Genomic DNA, 12,418 nt, shown 5'->3' with positions numbered 1-12,418 from the left:
GTTAGCTGTTTTCAAGAATCGCTTTCATTTCCTGTTGGATTTTCAATGCTTCCGCTCTTGCTTTTTCGGCAAAATCCATGTCTTTAGAAGCATAAATAATCCCTCTGGAAGAGTTGATCAGTAATCCTACATTTGCATTCATACCGTAACGACAAACTTCCGAAAGGCTTCCTCCTTGTGCGCCGACACCGGGAACCAATAAAAAGCTATCCGGAATGATGTTTCGGATTTCCGAAAAATATTCTGCTTTAGTAGCGCCAACCACGTACATAAGGTTTTGACTGTTTTTCCAGGTTTTAGAGGTAGCAATTACTTTTTTATATAATTCTTCGCCATCTATATTTAGCGTTTGAAAATCAAAAGCCCCTTCATTTGATGTCAGCGCCAACATAATGGTGTGTTTGTTTTCAAAAGCCAGAAAAGGCTCCACACTATCTTTCCCCATATAAGGTGCAACAGTTACACTATCGAAATTCAGATCTTCAAAAAAAGCTTTAGCATACATTGATGATGTATTACCGATATCCCCTCTTTTCGCGTCAGCTATAGTAAAAATGTTCGGATATTTTTCGTTGATATAGCGAATGGTTTTTTCCAGTGATTTCCATCCGTTAATACCATACGCCTCATAAAATGCCGTATTCGGTTTATAGGAAACCGTCAGGTCATGTGTGGCATCGATAATTCTTTTATTAAATTCAAAAATCGGATCCTCATATTGTAATAAATGCTCCGGAATTTTGGTCAGATCAACATCCAGTCCTACGCAAAGAAAGGATTGTTTTTGATGAATCTGTTCAATTAGTTGTTGTGTTGTCAAGATGTGTGTTGTTTTGAGTTATCATTTTAAAAAAAATGCCACACGTAAGATTCCTTTGGTGTGACATTTTGATATTTTATTTCAGATCATTAAAATACTTCGCTTTCTTTTAATTTCTCCGTATTACTTACCAACTGTAATTCGTCGATTACTTTCTGGATATTTCCGTTCATTACACCGTCCAGATCGTAAAGCGTCAATCCGATTCTGTGATCCGTTACACGACCTTGCGGGTAGTTATAGGTACGGATTTTTGCAGAACGGTCACCACTACTTACCTGTGAATTACGTTTTTTAGCATCTTCTTCCTGTTTCTTTGCCAATTCCATTTCATATAAACGGGAACGCAATACCGTTAATGCTTTGTCTTTATTTTTATGCTGTGATTTTTCGTCCTGACATTGTGCCACCAATCCGGTTGGAACGTGAGTCATACGTACTGCCGATTTGGTTGTATTTACCGATTGTCCGCCAGGTCCTGACGAACAGAAAAAGTCGATACGTACATCGTTCATGTCAATATGTACATCAAATTCTTCTGCTTCCGGCAATACCATTACCGTTGCTGCTGATGTATGGACACGTCCTTGTGTTTCCGTTTGCGGTACACGTTGTACACGGTGAACACCGGCTTCAAATTTTAATGTTCCGTAAACATCTTCTCCGGTTACTTCAAAAATTACCTCTTTAAATCCACCGGAAGTTCCTTCATTCAAATCCACTACAGATGTTCTCCATCCTTTGTTTTCACAGTATTTTGTATACATACGGAATAAATCACCTGCAAAAATACTGGCTTCATCTCCACCTGTACCGGCACGAATCTCCACCATAACGTTTTTCGCATCTTCCGGATCTTTCGGGATCAGTAAAAATTTGATTTCTTCTTCCAGTTGCGGTAAACGTTCTTTTGCTTCTTCCAATTGCATTTTAGCCATATCCACCATTTCCGGATCTGAACCATCCGCAATAATTTCATTGGCTTCCTTGATATTTCCGTCAAGATTTACATACTCATCGCGTTTTTCAACCAATGCTTTTAAATCTTTGTATTCTTTATTCAATTGTACATAACGCTTCTGATCGGCAATAACATCCGGTTGGATAATTAAGTCCGAAATCTCATCAAAGCGTTGTTTTACTATCTGAAGTCTATCTAACATTTTGTTTTTCCTTTGTTTGGAGTGCAAAATTACAAAAAAATCCGTTTAGTTGTATCGTTAAAATCCTTTAGAATTTTCGCTAAATTTGGGTTAAAAATCAGGTAATCATGGAAAATTTCGACTGGACCCGTTTTACACTTAAGATCGCAATAAACACAACACTTTCAAATCTTTATGCTGCCTGGACCAAAGCTTCGGAACTGGAAAAATGGTTCTTAAGCAAAGCCGATAGTTTTGATGCTGAAGGCACACTGATTCCTAAATCGGAAAGCATCTCCAAAGGGTACCGATATGAATGGAACTGGTTTCTTTATCCCGATATTGAAATGGGAACTTTTACCGAAGCCAACGGTCGTGATCTTATACAATTCACTTTTGCCGGTCAATGTCTGGTTGACGTTAAACTGACTGCTTACGAAGACTATGTTTTGGTTGAACTGACGCAGAAAAATATTCCAACAGACAAATCTTCCAAAAAAAATATACGATTGGGTTGCCACGGTGGTTGGTCATTTTATCTGGTCAATCTAAAATCAGTATACGAAGGCGGATTAGATCTGCGCAATAAGAACACCGATTTAAAACCTATGCTAAACAATTAGACACAGTAAAACAAAAAACGCCTCTTTAATTAAAGAGACGTTTTCTATATAAATACTTCTATATTATCCTTTTAACGGAATATTCTGTAAAATTTCCAATACAAATTTCCAGTATTTCTGAGCAGACGAAATCGAAGCTCTTTCATCCGGGCTATGTGCTCCTTTGATCGTCGGACCAAAAGAAATCATATCCATCTCCGGATAATTTGTTCCTAAAATTCCGCATTCCAATCCGGCGTGACAAGCTACAACGTGTGGTTTGTTTCCGTTTTGCTTTTCATAGATTGAAGTCAATACATCCAAAATCGGTGAATTTACATTTGGTGTCCATCCCGGGTAAGAACCGGCGAAAGTCACTTCACATCCGATTAATTCGAAAGCCGAACGCAAAGCATTAGCCAAATCGAATTTTGCTGTTTCTACCGAAGAACGCGTTAAACACTGGATCGAAATCTTTCCGTCTTTAACAATCACACGAGCAATGTTATTAGACGTTTCAACCAGATTTTCCATGTCCGCACTCATACGGTAAACACCATTATGCGCAGTATACAACGCACGAATCAATCCTTCCTGAACACCTAAATCCATAACCTTAGCCGGTAAATCGGATTTTGTAATTTCGATAGTCAGATTCGGTTCGGTAGTTTTGAATTCCGTTTTGATATCATTGATTACTTCCTGCATGTCAAAAACAAAAGCTTCATCATAAATCTGAGAAATGATCACTTTTGCAACACTTTCTCTTGGAATTGCATTACGAAGACTTCCTCCGTTGATTTCAACGATCTGTAATCCGAAGTTTTCAAATCCGTCAAACAATAAACGGTTCATGATTTTATTGGCATTACCCAATCCTTTGTCAATATCCATTCCGGAGTGCCCTCCGTTTAAACCTTTAACAGTAATCGTATAACCCGCAGAACCTTCCGGAGTTTCTTCTTCATTATATTCTCTAACGGCAGTTACATCCACACCTCCGGCACATCCGATATCGATTTCATCATCTTCTTCCGTATCCAGATTTAAAAGGATTTCACCGTCCAGTAATCCTCCTTTTAATCCCATAGCTCCGGTCATACCGGTTTCTTCATCAATTGTAAACAGCGCTTCAATAGCCGGATGTGGAATATCATTACTTTCTAAAACAGCCATGATTGTAGCCACACCAAGACCGTTATCCGCACCTAAAGTCGTTCCTTTAGCGCGAACCCAGTCGCCATCTACATACATTTCGATTCCCTGAGTATCAAAATCGAAAACGGTATCGTTATTTTTTTGGTGAACCATATCCAAATGCGATTGCATTACTATGGTTTTACGATTTTCCATTCCTGCGGTGGCCGGTTTTTTAATGATCACATTACCTACCTCATCCTTCAGGGTTTCCAATCCTAATTTTTTACCGAAGTCCATCATAAAAGCGATCACACGCTCTTCTTTTTTAGAAGGGCGCGGTACTTCATTCAGATCAGCAAATTTATTCCAAAGCTGTTTAGGCTCAAGATTTCTTACTTCCTGGCTCATAGTTTACCTTTTGTAGTTATAATTCAAATTTTGAATTCCAAAGGTACAAAGATTTTTAGCCCGACAACTATCAAGTCGGGTTATTTTAAGGAAAACGGAAAGGAAAATTTATGAAAGAAAAAGGACTTTTATTTCGCGATTTTTAGAACAGGAGGCGCTATATATTCTTCGAAGATCTGAATAGCTTTCTTTTCCGATACATCGCCAAACCAAAGATTTTCCGGTTGAACAGCTATAACCGGTGCACATTTACAATTATCCGTACAAAACGTTTTAACCAAAGTCACTTCATTTTTCAAACCCGCTTCTTTTACCAGTGAACGGATTGCTTTACGGTTGTTCTTATTCTCCTTGCTGCATTTGCTGCCATCACAGAAATAAATTGCTTTTTGAGGCGCTTCTAACTTTTTCATTCCCAGAATAATTGCTATCGTTATTTTTATCTATTCTAATTAAATGCAAATATACAACAAGAAAATTAACAGCTTCTTAAATTAACATTTTTTATATTTATAAAAATTTTGCTGATGAATAAAAAGCTCGTATTACCCTTATTACTTGTGGTTCAATTCCTTTTACTAAAGTTTCTTTCTTTTTTCCCTGAGTTTGTCGAGCGTTATTACAGCAACGGTTTTTATCCTGTTTTGTCCCGAATTTCACGGATTACATTGGGTAAAATTCCTTTTTCCGTAGGCGATCTGATTTATGGAATTGTAATTTTTCTGTTATTGCGTTGGTTTTGGAACAAGCGAAAAACCTGGAAAACAGCGTGGAAAGACAACTTGTTAAGCCTTATCGGTTTTGTTTCTGTTTTTTACTTTCTGTTTAACCTTTTATGGGGTATTAATTATATCCGGGTTCCGTTGTATCAGAAACTAAAGCTGGAACGCGATTATTCTATGGAAGAACTCATCCGTTTTACCGAACGTGTTATTATTAAGGTAAATACAATCCACTCCCAAATTGAAAAAAACGACAGCCTCAAAGTTACCGTTCCGTATACCCGTGATCAGATTTTTGAAAAAACAATAAACGGTTACGGACATCTGGCTAAAACATTTCCGTTTTTCAGTTACCGGCATAAATCGGTTAAAGCATCATTGATCAGCACTCCTTTAACCTATATGGGATTTAGCGGTTATTTGAATCCGTTTACAAATGAAGCGCAGGTTAATGATTTGATTCCGCTTCCCAATTTTGCGACAACAACTTGTCATGAAATGGCACACCAAATCGGTTATGCTTCAGAGAGTGAAGCCAATTTTATCGGTTATATGGCCTCTATACACAATGATGATATCTATTTTCAATATTCCGGCTATACCTATGCACTACGCTATTGTTTACATAATATCGAATTAAAACAGGAAGGCGGAAGTGAAGCCTTACTCCCGTTGATTCATCCCGGCGTATTGGCGAATTTTAAAGATTCGGATACCTTTTGGGACAGTCATCAGAATTTTATGGAACCGCTTTTTAAAGTTTTCTATGATCATTTTTTAAAGATCAATCAGCAAAAAGACGGTATGGAAAGTTACAGTAAATTTGTTGACTTACTGATTCATTATTATCGCGAAAAGCCGTTATAAAAAAAGACACCTGAATGGTGTCTTTTCTATTATATCTCATCAGGAGTAAAACTCTGTGCACTTTTCTTTTTATAAGGTCGAATGATCAAACGTCCTTCCCGATCAAAACGGATATAATTATAAACCCAGTTCATAAATACAACGGCTTTATTTTTAAATCCGATTAAGGAAAACAAGTGGACAAACATCCAAACAAACCAGGCAAAAACACCGTTGAAATGCCATCTCGGTAGATCGACAACTGCTTTATTTCGTCCGATAGTAGCCATCGAACCTTTGTCGTTATATACAAAAGGCTTCATTTTTTGCTTTTGAATCTTTTTTATGATATTCTGAGCCAGCAATGTACCTTGCTGTAATGCCGGTTGTGCCATCATCGGATGTCCCATCGGATGTTTATCACCTTCCATCACGGCAATATCACCAATGGCAAAAATGTTTTCATATCCTAATACCTGATTAAATTCATCCACTTTAATCCGTTCATTACCGGCTAATGCTTCCGGTTTTAAACCTTTAATGGCAGCTCCTTTAACACCCGCTGTCCAGATTACAGTAGCCGATTCAAAAGTCAGATCCGAATTTGTGGTAACCGTTTTACCGTCGTAATTGGTCACCCTTACATTTTTCCAGATGCTAACCCCCAAACCACTTAAAAAATCTTCTGCTTTTCGGGATGCCTTCGGAGACATTGCATCCAGTATTTTATCGGTTCCCTGAATCAGATTGATTTCCATTTTTCGTACATCAAGATCCGGATAATCTTTAGGTAGAATCGCTTTTTTCATCTCGGCCAATGCTCCCGCCAATTCAACTCCTGTTGGTCCGCCTCCAACGATAACGAAATTCATCAGACTTAATCGTTCGTTGATATCATTTGTCAGCAAAGCCTGTTCAAAATTTTCCAGAATCAAACTTCGAATATTAAGCGATTGCGGTATGGTTTTCATGGCCATACTGTTTTTTTCGATCTCTTTATTTCCGAAATAATTGGTTTTCGATCCCGTAGCGATAACCAGATAATCGTAATACAAATCTCCTATATCGGCCGTTACTTTTTTTGCATCGGTATCAATTTCTTTAACCTGAGCCAATCGGAAATAAAAGTTATCATAATCCTGTACCACTTTTCTGATCGGATAGGCTATCGATCCGGCTTCCAATCCTCCGGTTGCCACCTGATAAAGTAAGGGCTGAAACGTGTGATAATTGTGCTTGTCCAACAGCACTACCTGAACATTTTTATTACGTAATTTTTTAGCCAGTGCAATACCGGCAAAACCACCTCCTATGATGACTATCCGTGGAAAACTCGACCTGGGAATGTTCATTTTCTCTTGTTAAAATTTAGTCTATAAAGTTACGAAGTTTAATCGGCTCAAATGGCTTTTTAAACAGGATTCTCACACTTCCTTTTTTTGTCAAACCTTGTATAGAACAGCGCTACCAACTATTCGAAAAATAAAGTCTTTACATTTGTAACAATTCGTGCTATAACGCTACTAATCGTTTATGAGTTTGAGTCTGGAACAGTCCTTTGTATCACAATTAGAAGAACATCAGAATATTATACACAAGATTTGCAGGTTGTATACTTCTGATGAGGATTCGCATAAAGATTTATTTCAGGAGATTACCATTCAGCTTTGGAAAGCCTTTCCGCAATTTCGCGGGGAAGCCAAATTTACCACCTGGGCTTACCGGGTTGCTTTAAACACTGCCATTACCTTATACCGAAAGAAAACCAAATCGGTTAACACCATAGAATTTGACAGTAAAATACACCGATTTAACCACGAGGATTATAACTATGAAGAAGAAGAACAGATTAAGTTGTTGTATAAAGCCGTACATCAGTTAAATGATATTGAAAAGGCATTGGTTTTTATGTACCTTGAAGACAAGGATTATACAGAAATCGCCGAAACCCTTGGAATTAGTGAAGTTAATGCCCGGGTAAAAATGAACCGGATCAAGGGGAAACTAAAAAAAATTGTAAATCCATAACGGGAGCGATTGTCATGGAAGAGTTAGATTTATTAAAAAGAGACTGGAAGAAAAACGAGCATTCCTTTCCGAAAATTACGGAACAGGAAATTTATGCTATGCTGCATAAAAAGTCGTCTTCCATCGTAAAATGGATTTTTATCATCAGTATATTAGAAATGATCGCCTGGAGCTTAATCAGCCTTTGCACTGCGGACGAAAATTATCTAAAGACACTGGAGTCCTATCATATTAAATCACTGATCAATACATTTACAGTGATTAACTATATTGTAATTTTTACATTTATATTTCTTTTTTACCGGAATTTTAAAAGTATTAATACAACCGACAGTGTGAAGTCGTTGATGAAAAGTATTCTGAAAACGCGTAAAACCGTACAGTATTATATCTGGTATAATCTGGTTATGATTGGTATTATATTTATCACGATGATGGTAGCCACTTTTATTTATGATGAAAAATTCAATCGAATGTCCGGTCAGTTTGAAGGAAATGACCAAAGTTTGTTGTTCTGGATGATGATTATTGGATTTTCAGTTATATTCTTCTCCATATTTGTGGGTATAATATGGCTGTTCTATCGTCTGATCTACGGCTATTTATTACGTCGTTTATATAAGAACTATGAAGAGTTAAAGAAAATTGACTTATAAAAAAAGAGGCCTTAAAAGCCTCTTTTTATTTTATTAATAATCCCATTGTCGCTGTCTGTTCAGTTCTTCCTGGGCTTCAATTTCTTCAGCCGGGATTACTTTTAAAAACGACGGGTGTTGTTCAATTGCAAATTCTACTTTTTCTACGATTTCATCGATGGTATCATTTTCATAATCAATATCGAGCGGTTCTTTAATGATAAAAGATTGTAGTATTCCTTTTTTCTTTAATCGCAGTCCTTTTTTATCAAACGATCGACGGAATCCGTCAATAACAATCGGTACGACAACCGGTTTATGCTGTTTGATAATATGTGCCGTTCCTTTTCGAACCGGTTTGAATGATTTAGTCGTTCCCTGAGGAAATGTAATCACCCATCCGTCAGCCAAGGCTATTTTAATGTTTTCGGTATCGTTTGGATTTACATCTCTTTTTTCATTTTCAGCGACATCTTTACCTTTTGATCGCCAGGTACGCTCTACTGTAATTGCTCCGACATACGATAATATTCGGGGTAAAAGTCCGGCCTGCATTGTCTCTTTGGCCGCCACATAATAAATATTGAGTTTCGGTTCCCAAAGGTATCCGATGTTCTTAATATTGTCTTCCCTACCTTTTAAACTGGCATTAAATACATGAAACATCGCCACGACATCGGCAAAATAAGTCTGGTGGTTGGAGATAAAAAGTACATTTTTATCCGGTAATGCTCTTATAATTTCCGATCCGTCAATCTGCAATTCGTTAAAACCGCGGTATCTTCGATGTGTAAGTGCACCAAAAACACGGATCAGCCATTTTTTTATAAAGAGTATATGTCCAAAAGGATTTCTTTTAAACAATCCCATTTTTTTACTGTTTAATATCAAAAAAGAACTGCAAATGTATAGAAAACAAATCGATTAGATTACATTCTTAACAGTTTCTTTGAGTTCGCTCATCATCATAGCAGTGGCGCCCCAAACAATATGGTCTTCGATCTGAAAGGCCGGCACTTTGATATTGGTTGCATAAGAAGTTGTCATGGTGACTTCCACAATTATTTCGTCATCCAGAAATTGATCTAATGGCAGTTCAATAATCTGAGCGACTTCTTCTAATTGCGGGATAAAATGCAGTTCATTCATTGCAATTCCCATAAAAGGAGAAACCAAAAAATTACTGGGCGGAATATAAATCTCACTAAACGGTTTGATCACTTCGATCAGATTAGGTGCAATCCCAACTTCTTCGTGTGTTTCGCGTAAAGCCGTGTGAATCAGGTTTCGGTCTTCCGGTTCGACTTTACCACCGGGAAATGCGATTTGGGACGAATGAATACCGGGATACGAATTTCGTACAATCAGCACCAGATGTGTTACCTGATTTTTCGGGTAAAACAGCATCATTACTGCGGCCCTTCTAGGATTTTTGTCAACATAACTTGCTTCCTTCAGGGTCGAAATACGTTCCAGGGGTGCCATTTTTATATGTGCATCCGATGCCAGAAGTTTTTCTTTTTCTATTTTTGGTATATATTTTAAAAAATCCTGAAAGTCCATTGTTTTGTTGCGTTTCTTATAAAACCTAACTATAAAGTTACCTCAAAAAAAACTCTTGGCAAATTTTATTAAAACAAATATTTAAAGAAAAAATGTTCAGTAAAGAAGAAGCTCAAAAGATAAAAAAAGAATTCTGGACCGAATTTGCGACTGCTTATCCCCGGAAATGGTTGTTATATGACACCAAAATCAAGGACTTTTCCTTTAAGTTTTATGTCGATAATAAAAAAGCTCAGGTCACATTGGATATTGAAAGTAAAGATGATGAAAAGCGAAAGATCTATTACGAAAAAATCGAGTCGCTACGCAGTATTTTACATGATGAATTTCTACCGGATGCTATTTTAGAACGCAACTTTTACCTGGAAACCGGAAAAATAATCAGTAAGATATGGATCGAGAAAACCGGTATTAGTCTTTTTAACAAAGCCAGTTGGCCGGAGACTTTCGATTTTTTCAATGAAACGATGGATGCTTTCGAGCGTTTCTTTTATGAATATGAAGATTATATCCGTGATTTAGAAATCAACACCTAAATAACAAAGCTACCTATTGGGTGGCTTTATTTTTTTCGGCGATCCACTTTGCCATATAATGCGTACTTTGCATGGAATGATGTTGTAGCATGGCGCCGATAAAATTAGCTTGCCGATGCTGTTTCAGATCATGTTGTAAATCGTGTAATCGTTGTTTTAAGGCTTCCAAATGCCATTTTGCCGTATACCGTGCTTTTACAATCCGGTAGCCATTTTGCTGTTTGCGATTCCAAAGTTCCGAATCGCTATACAAAGTTGCTGCATTTGCAATAAAAGCAGCAGCATCATCTGAAATATAACCATTCCAGTCACCATTATCCTGCATTGATTCTGCACCGATGGTTGTTGTTACTGTTGGCGTTCCGTAAAGCATAGCTTCCAATAATTTTCCTTTTATTCCGGCACCGAAACGAATCGGTGCCAACAAAACCCGTGCATTTGTAATAACTTCCTTTGCGTCATCTGCTCTTCCCATTATCCAAAAACGTTCTTTCGGATTATGAAGATCTGTTACTTTCTGAGTGGCATAAGCTCCGTAAATCTGCATTGTTGCCTCCGGTACTTTCTCTTTTAATACCGGCCATATTTCATTTTTCAACACTTTGACACAATTCCAATTCGGTTCATGGAAAAAATTACCGATAAAAACAAAATTTTTCCGTTCCTCAAAAGGTACTAAACTACTTTGTTCCGAATCGACCAATAACGGAATATAGTGTATAATTGCCGGATCTACTTTAAAATTGTTCACCAACAACTCCATCTCGAATTCGGAAATCATCAAAGTCAAATCCGATCTGAAAATACTAGCGATTTCCCTTTTAGCTATTTCTAAAGTTACTAATTCTTCTCTGTAATCGGTTTGTCTTTTATAGGCCAATCGTCTTGCTTCCCGTAGACAATGTAGGTCTTCCGTGTCCAATATTCGTATCGCATCAGGGCAATATCGGGCTACACGCCATCCGAACTGTTCTTCCATCATAAAACGATCAAATAACACGACATCCGGTCTGATTTCCCGAATAAAATCATCAAAACTGGAACAATTAAGTCGAATGGTTTCGGGAGTTACGCCAATTGAATACAAATTAATCGCAAATTCACTGTGCGCTGCCGGACTGGCAAATGTAACCGCAAAACCTTCAGACTGAAAAAAGCGGATTAATTGCAGCATTCTGCTTCCGGCTGCCGATGATCCCGGTTCCGGCCAAACATAACCGATGATAAGTAGTAACGGCATTTTATTGTGCTTCTAAAAAACAAATATACTACTTGTTAAGACCATTTCGGACTCTCGTATTAAAATTGTATTTTTACGATTAAATTTTATTACGATGCTAGGCTTAAAATTAAAAACCGACCCAAGATGGGTTACTATAGTAGAATCGAATATTCAGGAAATCTTAACTGATCATGCCTGGTGTGAGCAAAAAGCGGCTACAAACGCTATATCGATAATTACAATTAATTCCGAAAAGGAAGAATTGGTAACCGAAATGCTTAAAATTGCCCGGGAAGAACTGGAACATTTTGAGATGGTACATGATATTATTAAAGAACGGGGATTAGCTTTAGGCAGAGAGCGAAAAGATGATTATGTAAATGAACTGGCTAAATTCTTGAAAAAAGGAGGCAGTCGCAATGAATCGCTTGTTGACCGACTTTTATTTTCTGCGATGATTGAAGCGCGTAGTTGTGAACGTTTTAAAGTTTTATCACAAAACATTCAGGATGAAAAGCTGGCCACTTTTTACCGGGAGCTTATGATAAGTGAAGCCGGACATTATACTACCTTTTTAAATTTTGCCCGAAAATATACTGAAACGACAGATGTAGAAAAACGTTGGCAGGAATGGATTGCGTATGAAACCTCTATTATTACCAAATACGGAAAACAAGAAACGATACACGGTTAAAACAAAAATCCCTTTCAAAACGAAAGGGATTTTTTACAGCAAATTTTGTAAGCTACATCA

14 protein-coding genes are annotated in these 12,418 nt (G+C 37.4%); 6 read left to right on the top strand and 8 right to left on the bottom strand.

The annotated features are described in order from the left end of the window. Nucleotide 1: 1 nt before the first annotated feature. Nucleotides 2–820: an orotidine-5'-phosphate decarboxylase gene (gene pyrF / locus NOX80_RS09180; RefSeq protein ID WP_256549472.1), complete on the bottom strand. Its 819-nt coding sequence runs from the start codon at nucleotides 818–820 to the stop codon at nucleotides 2–4. 89 nt (nucleotides 821–909) lie between these two features. Beyond that, nucleotides 910–1,983, bottom strand: a complete 1,074-nt coding sequence (prfA, locus tag NOX80_RS09175; protein ID WP_256549471.1) for a peptide chain release factor 1 — start codon at nucleotides 1,981–1,983, stop codon at nucleotides 910–912. A 107-nt stretch (nucleotides 1,984–2,090) separates the two neighbouring features. Here prfA and NOX80_RS09170 point away from each other — a divergent pair, with 107 nt between their 5' ends. Next, nucleotides 2,091–2,585: an SRPBCC family protein gene (locus tag NOX80_RS09170; RefSeq protein ID WP_256549470.1), complete on the top strand. Its 495-nt coding sequence runs from the start codon at nucleotides 2,091–2,093 to the stop codon at nucleotides 2,583–2,585. Nucleotides 2,586–2,648: 63 nt separating this feature from the next. On the opposite strand, the gene NOX80_RS09165 is transcribed toward NOX80_RS09170, so the two are convergent. Next, nucleotides 2,649–4,112, bottom strand: coding sequence for an aminoacyl-histidine dipeptidase (locus NOX80_RS09165; protein WP_256549469.1), 1,464 nt, complete (start codon nucleotides 4,110–4,112; stop codon nucleotides 2,649–2,651). 128 nt (nucleotides 4,113–4,240) lie between these two features. Then, nucleotides 4,241–4,525 (bottom strand): (2Fe-2S) ferredoxin domain-containing protein, encoded by a 285-nt coding sequence (locus tag NOX80_RS09160; RefSeq protein WP_256549468.1) that lies wholly within the window; start codon nucleotides 4,523–4,525, stop codon nucleotides 4,241–4,243. A 114-nt stretch (nucleotides 4,526–4,639) separates the two neighbouring features. On the opposite strand from NOX80_RS09160, the gene NOX80_RS09155 reads away from it, so the two are divergent. Beyond that, nucleotides 4,640–5,701 carry a DUF3810 domain-containing protein gene (locus NOX80_RS09155; RefSeq protein WP_256549467.1) on the top strand — a complete coding sequence of 354 codons (1,062 nt, stop codon included), beginning with the start codon at nucleotides 4,640–4,642 and terminating at the stop codon, nucleotides 5,699–5,701. A 29-nt stretch (nucleotides 5,702–5,730) separates the two neighbouring features. Here NOX80_RS09155 and NOX80_RS09150 read toward each other — a convergent pair whose 3' ends face one another. Continuing rightward, complete coding sequence (locus NOX80_RS09150) at nucleotides 5,731–7,032, bottom strand: NAD(P)/FAD-dependent oxidoreductase (RefSeq protein WP_256552973.1); 1,302 nt, start codon at nucleotides 7,030–7,032, stop codon at nucleotides 5,731–5,733. Between the two features lie 181 nt (nucleotides 7,033–7,213). On the opposite strand from NOX80_RS09150, the gene NOX80_RS09145 reads away from it, so the two are divergent. Continuing rightward, entirely contained in the window at nucleotides 7,214–7,708 is a 495-nt protein-coding gene (locus NOX80_RS09145; RefSeq protein ID WP_256552972.1) for an RNA polymerase sigma factor, read from the top strand. 14 nt (nucleotides 7,709–7,722) lie between these two features. Then, nucleotides 7,723–8,364 (top strand): hypothetical protein, encoded by a 642-nt coding sequence (locus NOX80_RS09140; RefSeq protein ID WP_256552971.1) that lies wholly within the window; start codon nucleotides 7,723–7,725, stop codon nucleotides 8,362–8,364. A 33-nt stretch (nucleotides 8,365–8,397) separates the two neighbouring features. Here NOX80_RS09140 and NOX80_RS09135 read toward each other — a convergent pair whose 3' ends face one another. Both NOX80_RS09135 and NOX80_RS09130 read right to left on the bottom strand, forming a co-directional pair. After that, entirely contained in the window at nucleotides 8,398–9,213 is an 816-nt protein-coding gene (locus NOX80_RS09135) for a lysophospholipid acyltransferase family protein (protein ID WP_256552970.1), read from the bottom strand. 54 nt (nucleotides 9,214–9,267) lie between these two features. Then, nucleotides 9,268–9,906 (bottom strand): NUDIX hydrolase, encoded by a 639-nt coding sequence (locus tag NOX80_RS09130; RefSeq protein ID WP_256552969.1) that lies wholly within the window; start codon nucleotides 9,904–9,906, stop codon nucleotides 9,268–9,270. A 92-nt stretch (nucleotides 9,907–9,998) separates the two neighbouring features. On the opposite strand from NOX80_RS09130, the gene NOX80_RS09125 reads away from it, so the two are divergent. Then, nucleotides 9,999–10,442, top strand: coding sequence for a DUF4268 domain-containing protein (locus NOX80_RS09125; RefSeq protein WP_256552968.1), 444 nt, complete (start codon nucleotides 9,999–10,001; stop codon nucleotides 10,440–10,442). Between the two features lie 13 nt (nucleotides 10,443–10,455). Here the strand turns inward: NOX80_RS09125 and NOX80_RS09120 are convergent, their stop codons facing one another. Next, entirely contained in the window at nucleotides 10,456–11,682 is a 1,227-nt protein-coding gene (locus tag NOX80_RS09120) for a glycosyltransferase family 4 protein (protein ID WP_256552967.1), read from the bottom strand. A gap of 94 nt (nucleotides 11,683–11,776) precedes the next feature. Here NOX80_RS09120 and NOX80_RS09115 point away from each other — a divergent pair, with 94 nt between their 5' ends. Next, nucleotides 11,777–12,358, top strand: coding sequence for a tRNA-(ms[2]io[6]A)-hydroxylase (locus NOX80_RS09115; RefSeq protein WP_256552966.1), 582 nt, complete (start codon nucleotides 11,777–11,779; stop codon nucleotides 12,356–12,358). Nucleotides 12,359–12,418 lie beyond the last annotated feature (60 nt).

It is taken from the genome of Flavobacterium cerinum (assembly GCF_024496085.1).
Classification (GTDB): Bacteria; Bacteroidota; Bacteroidia; order Flavobacteriales; family Flavobacteriaceae; genus Flavobacterium; species Flavobacterium cerinum_A.
This window is presented reverse-complemented; position numbering and strand designations above follow the sequence as displayed.